General features: G+C 77.4%; 10 protein-coding genes. 2 read left to right on the forward strand and 8 right to left on the reverse strand.

Annotation, left to right across the window (positions count from 1 at the left end):
* Nucleotides 1-128 precede the first annotated feature (128 nt).
* The 6 genes from ACZ6ZT_RS05400 to ACZ6ZT_RS05425 all read right to left on the reverse strand — a co-directional run bounded on the left by ACZ6ZT_RS05400 (nt 129) and on the right by ACZ6ZT_RS05425 (nt 15,053).
* Entirely contained in the window at nt 129-2,279 is a 2,151-nt protein-coding gene (locus tag ACZ6ZT_RS05400) for a hypothetical protein (protein ID WP_469715736.1), read from the reverse strand.
* The gene (locus tag ACZ6ZT_RS05405) at nt 2,276-6,193 is read right to left on the reverse strand and encodes a DUF5682 family protein (protein WP_469715738.1); all 3,918 of its coding nucleotides are present in this window, start codon (nt 6,191-6,193) and stop codon (nt 2,276-2,278) included. The genes ACZ6ZT_RS05400 and ACZ6ZT_RS05405 overlap by 4 nt, the downstream gene beginning before the upstream one ends.
* On the reverse strand, nt 6,190-7,344 hold the full coding sequence (locus ACZ6ZT_RS05410; protein WP_469715740.1) for an ATP-binding protein: 1,155 nt from the start codon (nt 7,342-7,344) through the stop codon (nt 6,190-6,192). Before ACZ6ZT_RS05410 ends, ACZ6ZT_RS05405 begins: the two co-directional genes overlap by 4 nt.
* 129 nt (nt 7,345-7,473) lie before the next feature.
* The gene (locus tag ACZ6ZT_RS05415) at nt 7,474-12,435 is read right to left on the reverse strand and encodes a DNA-binding protein (protein WP_469715742.1); all 4,962 of its coding nucleotides are present in this window, start codon (nt 12,433-12,435) and stop codon (nt 7,474-7,476) included.
* Complete coding sequence (locus tag ACZ6ZT_RS05420) at nt 12,432-13,289, reverse strand: DUF4132 domain-containing protein (protein ID WP_469715743.1); 858 nt, start codon at nt 13,287-13,289, stop codon at nt 12,432-12,434. The genes ACZ6ZT_RS05415 and ACZ6ZT_RS05420 overlap by 4 nt, the downstream gene beginning before the upstream one ends.
* Before the next feature lie 216 nt (nt 13,290-13,505).
* Nucleotides 13,506-15,053 (reverse strand): MFS transporter, encoded by a 1,548-nt coding sequence (locus tag ACZ6ZT_RS05425; protein ID WP_469715744.1) that lies wholly within the window; start codon nt 15,051-15,053, stop codon nt 13,506-13,508.
* A 139-nt stretch (nt 15,054-15,192) separates the two neighbouring features.
* Between ACZ6ZT_RS05425 and ACZ6ZT_RS05430 the strand changes: the two genes are divergently transcribed.
* Nucleotides 15,193-15,633 carry a MarR family winged helix-turn-helix transcriptional regulator gene (locus ACZ6ZT_RS05430; RefSeq protein WP_469715745.1) on the forward strand — a complete coding sequence of 147 codons (441 nt, stop codon included), beginning with the start codon at nt 15,193-15,195 and terminating at the stop codon, nt 15,631-15,633.
* 27 nt (nt 15,634-15,660) lie between these two features.
* Here the strand turns inward: ACZ6ZT_RS05430 and ACZ6ZT_RS05435 are convergent, their stop codons facing one another.
* Complete coding sequence (locus ACZ6ZT_RS05435; protein WP_469715747.1) at nt 15,661-16,170, reverse strand: MarR family winged helix-turn-helix transcriptional regulator; 510 nt, start codon at nt 16,168-16,170, stop codon at nt 15,661-15,663.
* A 119-nt stretch (nt 16,171-16,289) separates the two neighbouring features.
* On the opposite strand from ACZ6ZT_RS05435, the gene ACZ6ZT_RS05440 reads away from it, so the two are divergent.
* On the forward strand, nt 16,290-16,700 hold the full coding sequence (locus tag ACZ6ZT_RS05440; RefSeq protein WP_469715749.1) for an organic hydroperoxide resistance protein: 411 nt from the start codon (nt 16,290-16,292) through the stop codon (nt 16,698-16,700).
* Here the strand turns inward: ACZ6ZT_RS05440 and ACZ6ZT_RS05445 are convergent.
* On the reverse strand, nt 16,690-17,094 hold the full coding sequence (locus ACZ6ZT_RS05445; RefSeq protein ID WP_469715750.1) for an LPXTG cell wall anchor domain-containing protein: 405 nt from the start codon (nt 17,092-17,094) through the stop codon (nt 16,690-16,692). The two genes, ACZ6ZT_RS05440 and ACZ6ZT_RS05445, sit on opposite strands and share 11 nt — an antisense overlap.
* Nucleotides 17,095-17,270: the final 176 nt, after the last annotated feature.

Consider the following 17,270-nt stretch of genomic DNA (forward strand, 5'->3'; position numbering starts at 1 on the left):
GTCGACCCCGACGGGAGTGGGCGGGCGCCGGGCCAGGCGTGTCTCGGTGATGCTCCGAAACCACGGCTGGGCGCCAGCCCCGATCCGGAGGCGACGCCGTCAGCGCAGTGACGGGGTCGCCTCCGGGGTCACGCCCACGACGCGGCGACCAGGGAGCGGCGGGCCGCCGCCAGGTGGGTGGCGGTGGCCAGCCAGGCCCGGGCGTAGGCGTCGGCCGTGGGGTCGGTGAGGCGGCCGAAGACGTCCCGGGGGCGGCGGTCCGCCTCCGCCACGAGTACCGCCGCCAGGTCGGCCGCCGCGGTGAAGCCGGCCCGGCGCAGCGGGGCGTACGCCGTCAGCGGCTGCGGTCCGCGCGCCGTCTCCGCCACCGCCCGGCGCCCGCCCGCCACGCCCGTCTCCAGCAGCCGGGCGACCCGCCACAGCGGCGCGTCGGCCAGCGGGTCCGGCCCCGGTTCGGCGGGTCGCCCCCCGGCGGCGGTGGCGGCCGGGAAGTGGCTGCCCTGGAGCCGGTCGTAGCCGAGGTCGGCCCGGTCCCGCCACTGGGTCGGCAGCCGCAGCGTGTACGCCGCCCCGGGCACCGCTCCCACCGCGAGCGGGCTCAGCGTCGCCGCCCGGTCGGGGTCCGGACGGCCCAGCACGCGCACCGCCAGCCCCGGATGCCCGGCCAGGCGGCGCAGGTTGGCGGTGTGCGCCAGCTCGGGGTGCGGGTGAGCCGGGCGCAGCCGCAGCAGTGGGGCGCCCGCGCGGGTCTCCCGTACCAGGAGGTGGTCGTCCGCCGCGCCGACGACCTCGACGTCGCAGCCGAGCAGGCCCGGCTCCGTCCCCTCGTCCCCGAGCAGTCCGGCGACGGCCTCGGCCGCCGGGCGGGCGAACAGGGCGGCCAGGGGCTCCTGCTCCCACGAGGTTCCGGGTACGGGTGTGGCCCGTACGCCGCGTCCGGCGCCGAGCCGCCCGTCGGCGGACACCGTGGCGCCGACGACGCGCAGGCCCCCTCGGGACAGCCCGGCGTGGTCCAGGGCGCCGCCGCCGAGGGCCACGGAGGCGGCCCCCGCCCCGCGGGCCCGGGCGGGCCCGCCGGGGCGGACGTCCGACAGGGAGTACGCGGAGCCGTCGGCGCCGAGGAGGTGGGTGACCACGCCCCCGTACCCCGTCGCGGTCAGCACCGGCTCCCGGCACAGGCCGTACACGCGCAGGGCGCCCCCGGCGGTGTAGGCGCGACGGCCGCCACCGGTCAGCCCGGGGCCGCCCATCCCGGACGCCAGCAGGGCGGCGGTGCGCAGCAGTTCGCGGAACGCGGTGGCGAGGTCGCCGAGCCGCTGACCGGCCGCACGCTCCCGCGCGCCGCGCAGTCCGCGTACGACGCGCAACGCGGTGGCCTCCGCGAGGGGCAGCCCGGCCAGGCGGGCGGTGTGCGCGGCCCGCAGCAGTTCGGCCTGGGTCACGGCGCCGGCGGCGGTGACCCCGGCGGCCAGCGCCTCGGCCCCGGCCGCCCAGAGCCCGGCCCCGGCCGCGATCTGCGCACCGGTGAGCGCAGCCGCCTCCTCCTCCACGTCACCGCCTCCCGGGGTGGCCGGCCCGCGCCCGGACCCGTCGCGGGCCCCGCCCGCCCCGGACCGGAGACCAGACCCGGCGGCGCGCCCGCCGCCGGACGGCCCGCCTGACCCGGCGCCGGGCGCGACCGCCACGCCGCTCCCGGTCGGGCCCCCGGCAAGGGCGCTCCCGCCGGTGCGGCGACCGCCGGGCGCGGCCGCCCCTCCGGGCCCAGGATCCGGACCGGCCGCCGTGGCGGAGCCGGAGACGCCGTCAGCGCCGGTCCCCGGGCCGGGCGCGGACGCGCCGCCGCCGGGGGAGGCGGCCCGGTCCGGGTCCCCGGCCCCGGGGGCCGATCCGGCGTCGGTGCCGTCGCCGGGCCGCGCGTGCGGGCCCGTCACGGCGGGGTCCGGCTCGGCCTCCGCGTGAGGCTCCGTCTCCGAACCCGCCCCGGGGTCCGCCAGCGGGGCCGCGCCCAGGGCGGCCGTGCGGTGCAGGCAGCGGGGGGACAGGAGGCAGGTGCAGGTCGCCTGGGCGGGGTCGGTGAGGGTGCCCGACGGGCCCGGGCGGAGCGTGACCAGCGCGTCCTCGCCGAAGCGGAGGGTGACGCCCCCGTCGGGGCCGACCTCGGCCTCCGCCGCGCACTCCGCGATCGCCGCGTCGAGCCGCTTCCGCAGCCGGGCGGTCAGGCCCTCCACCGCCTCCGCCAGGACCTCGGGCGCGACGGGGGGCAACAGCACACGGCTCATCGGGGTTCTCCACGGAGTCGGTCGCCCACCCAGCGGGCGAGGGCGAGGGGGCTGAGGGCCGCCACCGGCATGCCGGCGGCGAAGAGTTGCCGCGCCACCGGCACGGAGTACCGGGGCGCGCCCGCGTCGTCCAGGGCGGCGCAGCCCAGCAGGTGGGCCCCCGAGGCGGCCAGCGCCCGTACCTCCCCGAGCAGGCCGCCGAGGGGGGCGCCCTCCTCGAAGTCGCTGACCACCACGACCAGCGTGCGGCTCGGCACCGTGATCAGCGTCCGCGCGTGCGCGAGGCCCGCCGCGATGTGGGTGCCGCCGCCCACCCGGACCCCGAGCAGCAGCGACAGCGGATCGTCGACGTGGTCGGTGAGGTCGGCCACCTCGGTAGAGAAGGCCAGGAAGTGCGTGGACAGGGTCGCCACCCCGCCCAGCACCGCCGCCGTCAGCGCCGACCAGATCACCGAGGCCTCCATCGAGCCGGAGACGTCGACCACCAGGATCAGCCGCCAGTCCGCCTCGCGGGACGCCCGCGTGCGGAACACCGGCCGTTCCGGGACCACCACCACCCGGCCGTCGTCCGTACGCCGGGTGTGCGCGAGATTGGCCCGCAGGGTGCGCGCGAGGTCCAGCCGGCCGCCCGGGCGCCGGGTCGGGCGCGGCGTGGCGACCCCGGTGAGGGCGGGCCGCAGCCGGGTGGCCAGCTCCTTGGCCAGCTCGTCCACGAGCCGCCGCACCAGGGGCCGCAGCCGGGCCAGTTGCTGTTCCGGCATGCCGCCCGCCAGCGAGAGCACCGCGCTCAGCAGCTCCACCGAGGGGCGTACGGAATCCGGGTCCAGCTGGGCCAGTACGTCGCTGCGTCCCGCGTCGGCCGCCTCCGCCAGCACCTCCTCCCGTACGTCGGTCCCGAACAGCGACTCCAGTTCCGCCGACCACTCCCGCGCGGTCGGGAACGAAGGCCCGTCCCCGCCGCCCGGGGCGTCACGGCCCACGTCGTCGGAGCCCTCCCCGCGCCCGTACCCGTACAGCTCGTCCAGCGCCCGCGCGTAGCGGCGCGCACCGGCCGGGAGCCGGTCGCGCTGCCGGCCGAGCAGCAGCCGCCACCGGTCGGCGGGGGCGAGCCGCCGCCCGTCCCGCTCGGGCTCCTCGGGCTCCGTACGCGGACCGTAGGCGACCGCCCCGGCTGCGGCCGGTTCGCACGCGAACGGCAGCGACGTGAGCGCGGCCGCGCCCGCCGCGTCGGCGGCGGCCCACAGCGCGAGCAGCGCGGGCGGCGCGTCCAGCGAGAGGTCGACCCGGTCGCCCAGCCGCTCGGTCACCGTCGCCAGCAGCCGCTCCCGCGCCGCCGGGGCGAGGACGTCGAACCCGGCGCGCAGCGCGGGCAGCCGCTCCAGGAACCCGGCGTCGGTGAGCCCGTCCACCCGGTCCAGCAGCGGGGTCAGCGCCGCCGGCGAGGCGTCCAGCAGCGGCCCGGCGGCGCTGAGCAGTCCGGTGAGCCGGCGGGCCAGCGCGCGCCGGCCCTCGGCGCCGGCCGCCCCGTCGACCCAGGCGGCGGCGCGCTCGCCGAGCCCGGCGGCCGTGTCGAGGTCGAGGAGCACCCGCACGGCGAGGGCGGCGCCGCGCATCAACGCGCTGCCCTCGACGGCCAGTTGCGCCAGGGCGGCGTCCATGCGCAGCCCCAGCCGGCGGGCGGCGGCCCGGTCGGCGAGGGCCACCAGGGCGCCCGCGTCGGCGGGGTCGTCGCTCCCGGCGAGGCCCGGCAGGGCCCGTACGGCGGTGTCCAGCAGATCGCCGACGAGCGCGCCGGCCCGCTCGCGCGCCTCGGGCGCGGCGGGCAGGTGGCCGCGCCGAAGGCCCTCCAACAGGTCGACCGCCGACAGGAGTTCCGCCAGCCCGGCACCGGCCGGCAGCACCTGCGCCACCTCCTCCAGTCGTACGTCGACCAGCTCGGGCAGGTCACATCGCGCGGCGGCGGCCAGCCCGGTCAGCACCTGCGCCGCCGTCGGGCCGCCCTCCGCCGCCGCGCGGCGCGCCCCCTCGCGCAGCGTCCCGGCGGCCGCCTGGGCGGCGGTGACGCCGCGGACCCCCGCCAGGTCGAGGCGGGCCGGGACCGAAGGGGTCCAGGACAGCCGCCACTTGCTCCCCAGGGCGGTGCCGTCGCCGGTGGCGGCCACGCTCACGGGCTCCCCGTAGGAGGCCCCGCACACCAGCAGCCGCTGGAGCAGCACTTCGCGGCGCCCGTCGAGCTCGGAGCGCAACGGGTCGAGGCGGACCTCCCGGGGGGCCGGGTCCGCGGGGGACGGCAGCCGCAGCGCGGCCAGCTCCGCCTCCACGGAGGGACCGAGCCCGGAACGCGGGGCGTGCGGGGTGGTCCGGCCCCGGCCCGCCCCCACCAGCACCGCCTCCAGGGCGCGGGCCAGCGCCCGGCCCCGGCCGAGGGGCTCACCGTGACCGAGCACCGTCTGGACGGCCTCCAGGAGTTCGCCCCGGCCGGGCGCGGGCAGCCCGCGCAGCACCGCCAGGTCGCAGGCGAGCCGTAGCGTCTCGGCGGCCTCCCCGGTCCCGGCGGTATGCCCGGCGCGGCGCAGCTCGCGGCACACGCCGGTGACGGCGACCGAGGCGGCCTCCCGCACCCGCCCGGGATCTCCGCCGGCTTCGAGCACGGCCTGCTGCCAGAGCGGATCCCGGATCCCGGCGGGATATCCGGAACGGGAGTCGAGCAGATCGAAGGAGTACGGCACAAACGAGGTCACGACCCCCTCCGTCCCCCCGCCGGTCCCATCGCCCCCAGCGGCCCCGCGCCCCGACTCCGCACCGGGGCTGCGCCCCGTCCCGCCGCCCGGGCCGCGCCCGGACCCGACGACGGCCGGGCCGTCCGGAGCCGTGCCGTCCCCCGTCCCGATGACCGGGCCGTGCCCCGCCGCGACGACGGCCGGGCCGTCCGGGGTCGAGCCGTGCCCCGCCGCGACGGCCGGGTTGTGCCTCGTCCCTACGGTGGGGCCGTATCCTGCCCCGCCCGCCGCGCCGTGCCCCGTCGTGACGACGGTCGGGCCGTCCGGAGCCGTATCGTCGCCCGACCCGACGGCCGGCTTGTGCCCCGTCCCGACGGCCGGGCCGTGCCCCATCCCAACCGCCGGGCCGTGCCCTGCCCCGACCGCTGGGACGTCCCCCGACCCGGCGACGGCCGCACCGCCCCCCGCCGAGTCGGCGGGGCGGTTCGACCCGGTCCCGGGCCCATCCGCCAGCGGCAGCGCCGGGGCGTGGAAGGCGCCGATCACTGCCGCGACCCGGCGCCCGCCGGCTCCCGCGGCGGCGATGGTGCGGCGCATGTGGGCCTCCCGGGCCAGGTCCACCGCGGGTACCGCGTCCGCGTCGGCGCGCAGCGCCCAGCCGACGCCCAGCGCGGCCCGCCGCACCGCCTCGGCGCTGCACCCGGGCGCCAGCACCTCGACGGCCCGGTCCCACAGGTCGTCACCCTGGCGCCCGTTCCCGGCCCGGGCGAGCCCGTCGGCGTACGCCCGGACCGCCGCCGGGGCGGGCTCCCCGGCCCCGGCCTCCGGCTCCGGCGACCAGCCCCGGTCGCCGAGCGGGAGGTCGCAGCAGACCACCTCCACGCCCCGGCCCCGCGCCCAGCGGACCGCGGCCAGTTCGGGCGAGAAGTCCGCGAACGGGTAGAAGGCGAGCTGCCCCTCCCGGCCCAGCCCGGCCAGGGCCACCGGCGCGACCGTCTCCGGGTCGGCCAGGTGGGCCAGCCACGGCTGGAACTCGGCCGGCAGCTCCACGCAGACGACCTCCGCCCCGGACGCCTCCAGCAGCGTCGGCACCACCGCCGCCAGGGCGGGACTGTGGTGGCGTACGCCCAGCAGGTACGGCTCGCGCGAGGCGGCGAGCGCCGCCACCGCCTTCCGCGGATCGGTGACCGTCAACGCAGGCTCCCGCGCAGGTCCCAGAGCCGGCGCCACATCGCCGAGCCGTCCTCGGCCCGGCGGCGGACCGGGCCGTCCCAGTACCCCAGCAGCCGCCCGTGGTCGGCCGGGTCGTCCTTGCGTACGACGCCCAGCAGGTGCCCCGGCAGCAGGTCCAGCACGTCCCCGCCCGGCAGGTACGCGGCCGCGACCCCCAGCGAGGCCGCCACCTGCACGGCCTCGGCGGTGGACATGACCGTGCCGGGCCGCTCCACGTCCCAGCCCTCGGCGCTGCGCCCCGAGCGCAGGTCCCGGAACACGGTGACGAGCGCGTCGAGCACGGAGTCGTCCACCCCGAAGGCGGCCCCGGCCCGCCGGACGGCGGCCACGGCCTGGCGGCGTACCAGCGCGGCCTCGGCGTCGGGGTCCGCGATCGGCGCGACCGTCTCGAAGTTGAAGCGCCGCTTGAGCGCGGCGGACATCTCCGAGACGCCCCGGTCGCGCAGGTTGGCGGTGGCGATGACCGTGAAACCGGGAGCCGCGCTGACCGACGCGTCCTCGGTGGCGGTCAGTTCGGGCACGCTGATCCGCCGGTCGGACAGGATCGACACCAGCGCGTCCTGCACCTCGGGCAGGCAGCGGGTGATCTCCTCGACCCGCGCCACCCGCCCGGTCCGCATCGCGGACAGCACGGGGGAGTCGACCAGTGCCTGCGGGGTCGGGCCCTGGGCGAGGAGCAGCGCGTAGTTCCAGCCGTAGCGGAAGGCGTCCTCGGTGGTGCCGGCCGTGCCCTGCACGGTCAGTGCGCTGGTGCCGCAGACGGCCGCCGCCAGCAGCTCGGACAGCATCGACTTGGCGGTGCCCGGCTCCCCGGTGAGCAGCAGCCCGCGCTCCCCGGCCAGGGTCACCACGCACCGTTCCACCAGGGCCCGTTCGCCGACGAACTTCGGTGCGATCACCAGCTTGGACGGCAGCCCGGCACGCCGCTTCGGCAGCGCCAGTTCCGCGCCGTCGCTGCCGCAGACGAAGGTCACGGCCGCGCGCGGGGTCAGCGCCCAGCCGGGCGGGCGGGGTCCGGTGTCCTGGGCGGCGAGGAAGGCCAGCTCGGCCGCGTACCGTTCCTCGGCGGGTATGACCTGCCGGGCGGGAGCGGGCTGTTCGGTGACGGTCATCGGTTCCTCGTGTCCTCGTTCTCGGAAGTTCTGAAAGCGCCCGGAAGGCGCGGTGGTCCGGGCCCCCGCGAAGGGGGCGCGGCCGACGGGCGGCGCGCGCCAGGGCGCCCCGCCCGTCGGCCGCGCGGATCAGCGGCGGCGCGCAGCCGTGCGCTTCACCTTCAGCTGTTCGAAGCGCGGCTCGTCGCCCTCCCGGACCCGCGCCCACGCCCGCCGGTACAGGTCGGCGGCCGGTTCGGTGGGTACGAGGACCCCCAGCGCCGGGAGTCCGCCCGGTGCCACGACCGCGTACATGGGCAGCTTCCACCGCTCGACCGGCAGTACCGGCGCCGCCGGCTCGGCCCAGCCGCCGGGCAGGAACAGGCCGCGCCCGGCCCGGCTGCGGCTGGCCGACACCACCAGGGCGGTAGCGGCCAGTTCGGCCCGCGCGGCCTTCATCCGGGCCGGCTTCCAGCCCGTCCAGCGCACCGTGTTGCGGTCGGTGGGGTCCGGCATGGCGAGCAGCATCAGGTACAGGGCGGCGGCGTCGGCGCCCAGCCCGTACGCGGCGCCCGCCCGCGCCACCAGCTCCGGCGCGCTGCGGGCCGGATCCTGCGCCCACCAGGTGCCGTCCTTGTCCACCGCCCCGGCCACCGGCGCCCCCGGGTCGGCGAGCAGCGCCGCGAAGGCCGGGTCGTGCACCAGCCGCAGGGCCGTCTCCGTGGCGGAGGGCCGCTGGTCGGTGCCTCGCAGCAGCGGCAGGTACGGGTCCGAGCCGGTGGAGTCCAGCAGCGAAGTCCGCAGTGCGGGCCGGGGCCGGTTGTCCGCGGTGGCCAGGACCACGGCGCCGTACCGCTCGTACCCCGGGCCGGTCTCCGTCGGCGTACCGGCCGCCCGCCGGACGTCGGAGAGCGCCGGGTAGTGCCCGGCGGCCAGCAGCAGTCCGGGCGCGGCGAGGCGCTGGCGGACCGCGGTGAGCGCGGGCGGCAGACAGGCCCGTACGGGGTGTCCGGCGGGCAGCCGGTGCGCGAGCCAGGCCGTGAGGGCCGCCGCCCCGGTCAGCACCGACGCGTCGAAGGGCCGGGCGACGGGCACGGCGGGCTCGGCGTGGTCCCCCTTGACGGTCCACTCGACATCGGCGGACAGCGTCGCCGACGCCGCCGGGTCCAGCAGGGCGGGCAGCGCCCGGTGCGGGGTCCAGCCGGTGCGCACCTCGCGGGTGGCGTCGGCGAGCAGCCATTCGGGCACCGGCGTACGGCGGCCCACGCGCTGGTTCCACACCCGCGCGGCGGCGGACGCGTCCGGGCCCTCGGTCCACAGCAGCGCCGGGTCGGCGGGCAGCAGCGCCGCGACCAGTTCCCGGCGTACGTCGAAGCCGAGCTCCTTCAGGTCGTTCCGGGCGTGCCCGGCCTCGGTGGCCTTCACGCCGAGGGTGGCGCGCAGTTCGGGGGAGAGGAACCCCTGCTCGTACGAGTCCACGCGCGGCAGGCCCGCGAGCACGAGGCGGGCCACGGCGGCCGACACCCCGGTCAGCCGGCCGAACTCCTCGGCGGCCTCCGGGAACCAGGGCGCCGGGCCCCGGCGGTCCGCTTCCGCGAGGAAGGCGGCCAGCCAGCCGGCCGCCCGGTCCGGGTCGCCGACGGGTGCGCCCGGACCGGCCGCCGTGTAGGGCGCGGGGGTGGCGAAGTCCCCGGCCGGGTCGTGCAGCAGCGCGTCGAACTCGCGGCCCCCGGGCCGCTGTTCCCCGTGATCGGTGACGCCGAGGAGCGCGCCGCCGCCCAGCGGCAGCACGGAGCGGTGCCGGAGGTTGCGCTCGCGCCCGTTGCCGCCGGTGAGCCGGTCCCCGTCCAGCCGGACCCGTACCCGGCGCCACCGCGCGGCGGACCCCTCGGCGGAGTCCAGGCCCAGCGCGGCGGCTTCGCCGAGCACGCGGCCGAGGGCCGCCCGGTGCTCGTCGGCGGTGCCGGTGACCGCCATCCGGTACGCGACCGCGGCGGGCCGCTCCAGGAACGGCCCGGTCCAGGGGAACGCCGAGTAGGCGAGCTTCGGGACGTCCAGGTGCAGCCGTCCGGGCACGCCCGCGGCGGCGGTGTCGGCGGCCGCCCCGGCCAGCGTGCGCAGGAAACGGTACGCGGCGTCGTTGTCCCCGCCGTAGCGGTAGTGGCCGGGGCCCACCAGACCGTTCAGGGCGTCGTCGAGGAGGTTGTCCGCGGGGCCCCGGTCGGCCGCGGCGGTGCGCGGGCCGACCGGCTCCCGGGTCAGGTCTTCGGCGACCCTGGCCAGGGCCCGGCCGTGGACCCGGGCGCTGTGCACGGCCGCGACGACGCCGCCGAGCAGCGCGGGCGCGGTGACCCGGGGCAGGGCGGCCCGTACCAGCGCGGGCACCTCGTCGCTCTTCTCGGCCGCGTCGGCGGCCTTCCACAGGGCCCGGGCGGCGTCCGTGTCCAGCGCGCGCAGCGCCGCCGAGCCCTCGGGGTCCCGGGCGCGCAGGCAGTACCAGTAGGGCAGCGGGGGGAGCTCCGCGCCGCGGGCGGAGTACGCCTCGTTGTGGTGGTCGCCGGTCATCCGGGAGACGGGGACGCCCTCCGGGTCGTGCAGGGTGAGCGTGCGCCAGCCGCAGGACACGGCCCGGGGCCGGTCGTCGCCGGGCAGGGTGACCGCCTGGCGGAGGTGGCCGCCGCCCGCGCCGAGGGTGACGGTCCGTCCGGCGGTGTCGCAGCCGTGCGCGTCCTGTCCGGGGGTGTGTACGGTGCGCCAGCCGAGCAGTCCGTCCACGGGCGCGCCGAGCACCGACCCCTCGACGGTGGGGGTCGGGCGCAGCCAGGTCTGCCCGGTGTGGTCGGACAGGGCGCTGCCGGCGGGGTGGTCGCGCAGGGCGTCGGCGAGGAAGGCGGGCAGGGAGCGCCGGCCGTGGGTCCCGGTGGCGGGGTCGTACTCGGTCCAGCCCGCCTCCTCGCGCCGGCCGTCCTGGTGCGCGCCCGGGAGCCAGGTCCAGTACGCGGAGCCGTCGCTGATGACGGGCCGTTCGGCGGGGAGCCGGCTGTCGCCGGGGTGCAGGACGCCGGCGCCCGTGGTGCGGCCGCCGCCCGGCAGGGGCAGGGTGACGTGCCCGGAACGCACCGACCAGTAGGTGGCGGTGGAGCCCAGGGTGAGCACGTCGTGCGGGGCGCTGAGCCAGTAGCCCTGCGCGGGGCCGTCGTAGGGGACCCAGAACACCAGCAGGTCGCCGTCGGTGTAGTGGAAGCCGAGCCGGTGGTTGCCGCCGGTGCGGGGGACGCGCAGGTCGTGGGTGAGCACGGTGGAGTCGGCGTCCAGGACGCGGACCTGGGTGTCGCCGGCGACGATGACGTACGGCCAGGCGTCCATCACCGTCAGGCGGCGGCGGTCGCCGGCGGGCGACAGTTCGGCGACGGCCGCCTCCCAGACGGGCCAGACCAGTTCCTCCAGCAGGCCGCCGCGCAGGGTGCGGGCGAGGACCTCGCCCAGGTCGGTGGAGGCGGCCTCGGACACCTCCGCCGGGGCGAGCGCGAGGGCCTCGGCGGGCAGCCAGGTCAGCCGCCGGATCGCGTCGGGCAGGTCCGGCAGCGCGGCCGCCGTGGACTCGGCGGCCACCTCGCGGACCCAGTCGGCGACGAGCGGGGCGCTGCCGGGGCATGCGGCGAGACGCCGGACGGTGTCACGGCTGCCCGAGCCGTGCTGGTTCTGGCGGTCCAGGGCGCGCAGGAACGCGGGCCGCAGCCGCTCGTCGGCGCACAGGGCGCGCAGGTCGCGCGGCTCGGCCGAGCGGGCCCACTGGTCCAGGCCCATGACCCCGTGCCGGCCGTCGCCGGGTTCGGTGACGGTCAGGCCGAGGGAGAGCAGCAGGTCGATCAGGTTCACGTCCTGGAGGGTCAGGCGCAGCCCCTCCTCGCGGCCGGGCAGGGCCAGTTCGGCGCGCAGCATGCGGGCGCAGCGGGTGATGAGGGTCAGCAGGGCGGGCAGCTCGGGCGCGGTGCCCCAGCCGGAGTGCCGGGCGGTGTGGAAGCGCTCCAGCCAGCCGGCCGTGCCGTCGGCGCAGCGCTCCCGCGCGGGCAGGCCGGCGTCGGCCAGTCCGGCGGTGGCGCCGGACTCCTCCAGCACCTCCAGCCAGAGCGCGGCCAGGGCGCCCGCCTCGCCACCGCTGGCGGGGGTCATCCCGAGCAGGGTTCCCCGTACGGCGGGTTCGCGGCGGGCCAGCGCGACGAGGGCGGCGCGGTGGGCCTTCCACCAGCCGGCCGCCGCCCGCTGGGTGGCGGGCAGCGGCAGCAGCTCGGCCAGGTACTCCTGTTCGGCCTCGCCGGCGGCCACCGCGGCGGCCCGGGCGAGGCGGCGCAGCTCGGTGGTGGCCTGCGCGGACGGCGCGAGGCCGCCCGCGGTGCGGCGTACGCACAGGCGGCGGAAGCGGGTGAGGGCCTCGGCGGGGGAGACCCGCTGGGCGAGTTCCCTGCCGTACCCGGTGAGGACCTTCACCGGGAGGGCGCCGGCCAGGGCGAATTCGAGGAAGACGGCGTCGAGGCGGTCCTCGTCGACGCGCAGCCCGTAACGGGCCTCGCTCGCGCGGGCCCGGCCGAACAGCTGGGCGGCGTAGGTGGTGTTCTCGACGCCGAGGAAGATCCGCGCGGTCTGCTCGTAGAAGACGGGCAGGAAGTGCGGGACGGCGGCGGCGAGCCGGTCGGCCAGTTCGTGGACGGCGTCCAGGGCGGCCTTCGGCTTGGTCTTGGCGTGCCGGGTGAGCCGGTCGAGCTCGGGAACGACCGCGAGGGCGTGGTGGCCGTCCTGCGGATGGTGCACCAGCACCCACTCGGGGAAGCCGAGCGCCCGGCGCCGGCCGAGACCGACGACGGGCGGTTCGCCCTGCGGTACGAGGCCCAGGAAGCCGGCCGCGAGGTCCTCGGCGGCGCCCAGTTCGGCGGCGGCGAGCCGCACGACGAACCGCCCGTCGCCGAGCGCGGGGTGGGTGTAGGCGCGTGCGGTCAGCGGGACGGCGGACGGCCCCGCGCCGGTGGCGTCGGCGGGCAGGACGGCGCCCGCGGCCAGCAGTGCGGCGTTCTCCCCGCCGGTGGTGCCGGTCGTCTGCACGGTGGTGGTGCTCATGCGTTCCCGCCCTCCTCGATCGTGCGCCCGGCGTACAGCGCCGCGGCCATCCGCATCCCCTCGGACCAGGCCACCGGTCCGACCTCGGCGAGCCGTACGGCCCGCCCCTCCCCGTCGTGCCAGTTCAGCGGCCCGGTCTCGGTGCCCTCGTCCCAGTACGGCTCGCCGATCCACACGGCCGCCTCCACCGCCCGGCCGGTGTCGCGCACCGCGCAGGTGGCGTAGCCGCCGGAGACCCGGTAGCCGAGGCCGGTGGCGCGGGCGGCGAGGCTGAAGCGGGTGGGGAAGGCCCCGCCCGCGTACTCCTTGACCTCGCTCGCGCCGGGGGACAGGTCCGCGGGCTTCACCCAGGTCGCCCGGTGGATCTGCTCGACCCGCTGCACGAGGTCCAGTTCGGCCGCGAACTCCCGTACGTCGTCCAGGTCGGGCAGCAGCACCGGGTGCGGCAGGGTCACGGTGCGCGGGCGCAGGCGCACCGTCTCACCGTCGAGGTCGACCACCTTCAGCTCGCCCTCCGCGGTGGCGCCGCGCAGGAAGCCGACCTCGTCGGGGTCGGAGTCGGGGACGACGGCCAGGTCGCGCAGGGCGGCCTGCCAGGCCTCGTCGGGCCACACCCGGGCGAGAAGGGCGGTCGGGACCGGCAGGGAGGACACCATCCAGGTGTCCACCTGGGCGGCGCAGGCGGCCTCGTGCCGGTCGAGCCACTCGGCGAGCCGGCGCAGCCGGTCCACCTCGGGGTGGTCGCGCAACGCCTTCGGGACCGTCTTCAACTGCCGCCCCGCGGGCCGTCGCACGGCGACCCGTCCCTCCACGAGGGCTATCTCGTACCCCTCGTCCACCGCCAGCCACCCCATCAGCCCGTGCCCCTCCCGCCTGTCCGAAAACGCTCTTGCGCAGCATGGAACAGGGCGTCAGAGCCCTGTCAGCCGCGGTATGTCGGGAGACTAGCGAGCGCCACTGACAACGCGGCGGGCAGGGCGTCCGGCGGCCCTTCCCGGGGCTGCGGGGACCCGGACATGCCGCTGCCCCCGGTCCGAGGGACCGGGGGCAGCGGCGGAAGGCGAGTGGAATCAGACGGCGTCGGCGGTCTCCACGGCCTTCGCCGCGTCCTGCCGCGCGGCGTTGGGCGCGGCCTCGTCCGTGGCCGGAACGGCGACGGTGACCGCGGCGGGCACGGCCACGCGCGGGCCGTGGCCGGAGCGCAGGCCGAGCCAGCTGATCAGCGCGACCAGCGCGAAGGCGGCGGCCCCGATCCCGAAGGTGAGGGTGAAGCCGGATTCGGCGGGCAGGGCGGGAACGCCCGGCGGGAGGTGCTCGATCGTCTTGGACGCCAGGATCGTGGTGACGATGGCGCTGCCGATCGCGCTGCCCGTGGAGCGGGAGATCGAGTTGATGCCGTTGGCGATGCCGCTCTGGTGGTGCGGGACGCTGGACATGATCACGGCCGGCATGGCCGCGTAGCCGAAGCTGACGGCCGCGCCGACGATGAGACCGGCGCCGATCACCGAGAAGGTGTGGCCGTGGTCCAGGGCCAGCCAGCCGAAGCCGACGGCGCCGAGCCCGGCGGCGAGGGCGAGCGCGACCCGCGGACCGCGGTGGCGGACCAGCTGGCCGCCGACGGGGGAGGCCAGCAGCGAGACGATCGCGCCGGGCAGCAGGAACTGTACGGAGGCGCGCAGGATGGAGGCGTCGAAGCCGTAGCCGGTGAGCTTCTGCGGCATCTGCACGAGGTAGGAGACGCCGAGGAAGTTCGCGAACATGCCGAAGCCGACGAGGATGCCGGCCAGGTTGGCCATGAGCACCGGGCGGTGGACGAACATCTTCATGTCGACGAGGGGTTCGCGCACCTTGCGCTCGACCAGGACCCAGACGGCGGTCATGACGGCCGCGCCCGCGAAGCTGCCGAGGGTGCGGGCGGAGGCCCAGCCCCACTCGTGGCCCTGGGAGATGGGCAGCAGGAGCAGCAGCAGGGCGATGCCGAGGGTCAGCGCGCCGAGGAAGTCGGTGCGGCCGCCGGTCTTGTGACGGGTGGCCGGGACCAGGAAGACGACGGCGAGCAGGGCCAGGGTGGCGAAACCGGTGGCCATCCAGAAGGCGTTGCGGTAGTCGGCGTCGGCGCCGGAGGTGAGCAGGCCGGTCGCGACCAGCGCCAGACCGCTGCCGAAGGCGAGGGTGCCGCTGACGAGGGCCATGGCGCCGGGCAGCTTCTGCGGCCGGACCTCCTCGCGCAGGACGGACAGGGCCAGCGGGAAGATCGCGGTGGCCGCGCCCTGGAGCACCCGGCCCAGGATCAGCAGCGGCAGCGAGGTCGCCAGCGCCGCCACGACGGATCCCGCGACCATGACGCCGAGGACGGCCACCAGCGTGGGCTTCTTGCCGTGCTGGTCGCCGAAGCGGCCGAGCAGGGGGGTGAAGACGGCGGCGGACAGCAGGGTGGCGGTGGTCACCCAGCTGACGTTGGCGGTGGAGGTGCCGAGGTCGTTGCGGATCAGGCCCAGGATCGGTACGGGCAGGGTCTGCATCATCGACACGACCATGGCGGCGAGGCTCAGGGCGAAGACGATGACCGTCTCGTTCCTGTTCTTCGCGTCGGTGGGGGCGGATGCGGCGGAGCTCATGGCTGGCAGGACCTTCTTACTGCTTCAGAACGCAGATGTTTGATGTCATCAAGTACTTGGACGAAGGTAGCCGCGAATAGTTAAGGTGGTCAAGTAAAAGGTTGATAATGTCAACTATCCTGGAGTACGCTCCGGAGGTATGAGCGCCCCCGCCCCCCACGGCCCCACCAAGCTCCAGCTGCTCGAACTGCTCGCCGCGATCGGTACCGCGCAGTGGCGGGACTTCGCCGCCGCGGCCGGCCGCCACGGGCTCACGTCGACGCAGGCCAAGGTCCTCGCCCAGCTCGACGGCCCCGTGCCGATGCGCGGCCTCGCCACCCTGCTGGCCTGCGACGCCTCGAACGTCACCGGGATCGTGGACCGCCTGGAGGCCCGCGGGCTGGTGCGGCGGGAGGCCTCGGCGGCCGACCGGCGGGTCAAGAACGTCGTGGCGACCGACGAGGGCCGCGACACCATCCGCCGGGTCCGCGAGGAGATGCAGGCGACGCACGGCGCGCTGGACACCCTCGACGAGACCGAGGGCGCCACCCTCCACGCCCTGCTGGAACGCCTGCGCCCCACCATGGAGCGCAGCTCCTGAGGGTCCGCCGCGCGGACCCCCCGGGTCTCAGCCCTGCGGGGCGGCGGCGTCCAGCGCCGCGGTGAGCCGGCCCAGGCGTACCTGGAGGTCGCGGATCTCGGCCAGGTCGAAGCCGGTGGCCGCGGCGATCCGGCGCGGCACCTCCACCGCGCGCTCGCGCAGGGCGGCGCCCTCCTCGGTGAGGACCGCGTGCACGGACCGCTCGTCGAGCGTGCTGCGCTCGCGCCGGATCAGGCCGGCCGCCTCCAGCCGCTTGAGCAGGGGTGAGAGCGTGCCGGAGTCCAGCCGCAGGCGCAGGCCCAGGTCCTTGACCGGCGTCGTGCCCTGCTCCCAGAGAACCAGCATCACCAGGTACTGGGGATAGGTCAGCCCGAGGTCTTTGAGGACGACCCGGTAGAGCCCGCCGAACGCCCTGCTCGCGGCGTTGAGCGCGAAGCAGATCTGCCCGTCGAGGCGGAGGAAGTCCTGGTCGCGGAGGGCTGCCACGGGGTGGTGCCCGGTGGCGGGCTGCTCGGTCGTCGCGGGCTGCTCGGTCATGCGGGCCAGTGTACCGGAGCACGCTCGCGAGCTATTGAGTTGTGCACAACTGAATTGTGTGGTCTATTAGTGACCAGGAACGGCCACCGACCGTCCCGCCCCTGTGAAAGGACCTCCCGATGGACGCGCTGTACACCGCTGTCGCCACCGCCAACGGCCGCGAGGGCCGCGCCGTCAGCTCCGACGGCCAGATCGACCTCCCGCTCGCCATGCCCCCGGCGCTCGGCGGCAACGGCCAGGGCACCAACCCCGAGCAGCTCTTCTCCGCCGGCTACGCCGCCTGCTTCGCCAGCGCGCTCGGTCTGGTGGGCCGCCAGATGAAGGTCGAGACCGGCGACATCTCCGTCACCGCCGAGACCTCCATCGGCCAGGAGGGCGGCGGCTTCGGCCTCGCCGTGACCCTGCGCATCGAGCTCCCCGAGTCCCTCGCGGGCGAGACCGGCACCCTGCTGGTCAAGCGGGCCCACGAGGTCTGCCCCTACTCCAAGGCCACCCGCGGCAACATCCCGGTCGAGCTCGTCATCGAGTAGCCGGCCGCCGGGCGGCCACCACCGCGCACAGCCCCGCCATCGGCAGCTCCGCCGCGAGCGCCAGCACGAGCGCCATGCCCTGACCGCTCGTGCCCGCCGACGTGGTGACGTCGAACCAGGCGTCCACCAGGAGCAGTGCCGCGGTGGCCGCCGCCACCGGCGAGACCCGCGGGTCCGCCCGGCGCAGCAGCACCCCCGTCCCGGCCAGCCCGGCGGCCAGCATCGCGTCCAGTCCTATCCACGCGGCCGGCCAGTTCCCCACCTCCGCCGTCGCGGGCAGCGTCGTCGCCAGCGCCACCATCCACGGCACCAGCGCCAGCCCGGCGCCGGTGAGCACCGCCGAAAGGCGGGCGGTGCGCCGCGGGAGCGGGAAGGGCGGTGCGACGGGGGACATGGCGGCGGGTCTCCTTCCGGCCCGCCGGTCCGTCCGCCGGGCACCCCACCAGCCTCGTGCCGCGCGCCGCGAAGATCAGTAGCGCCACCGTCCGGACCGGGGGTGGTGCCAGGTACACCCCGTACCGGGCACCAGGGTGGTGGCAGCGTCCTGACCAGGCCGATTACCGTACGGGC

The sequence above is a fragment of the Streptomyces sp. NPDC102258 genome (assembly GCF_055584685.1).

Bases quoted from the DNA above. Each gene is read 5' to 3' on its own strand.
- ACZ6ZT_RS05435 (WP_469715747.1), bottom strand. From the start codon at position 16,170: ATGACCGAGCAGCCCGCGACGACCGAGCAGCCCGCCACCGGGCACCAC.
- ACZ6ZT_RS05445 (WP_469715750.1), bottom strand. From the start codon at position 17,094: ATGTCCCCCGTCGCACCGCCCTTCCCGCTCCCGCGGCGCACCGCCCGC.
- ACZ6ZT_RS05420 (WP_469715743.1), bottom strand. From the start codon at position 13,289: ATGGGGTGGCTGGCGGTGGACGAGGGGTACGAGATAGCCCTCGTGGAG.
- ACZ6ZT_RS05400 (WP_469715736.1), bottom strand. From the start codon at position 2,279: ATGAGCCGTGTGCTGTTGCCCCCCGTCGCGCCCGAGGTCCTGGCGGAG.
- ACZ6ZT_RS05440 (WP_469715749.1), top strand. From the start codon at position 16,290: ATGGACGCGCTGTACACCGCTGTCGCCACCGCCAACGGCCGCGAGGGC.
- ACZ6ZT_RS05410 (WP_469715740.1), bottom strand. From the start codon at position 7,344: ATGACCGTCACCGAACAGCCCGCTCCCGCCCGGCAGGTCATACCCGCC.
- ACZ6ZT_RS05415 (WP_469715742.1), bottom strand. From the start codon at position 12,435: ATGAGCACCACCACCGTGCAGACGACCGGCACCACCGGCGGGGAGAAC.
- ACZ6ZT_RS05425 (WP_469715744.1), bottom strand. From the start codon at position 15,053: ATGAGCTCCGCCGCATCCGCCCCCACCGACGCGAAGAACAGGAACGAG.
- ACZ6ZT_RS05430 (WP_469715745.1), top strand. From the start codon at position 15,193: ATGAGCGCCCCCGCCCCCCACGGCCCCACCAAGCTCCAGCTGCTCGAA.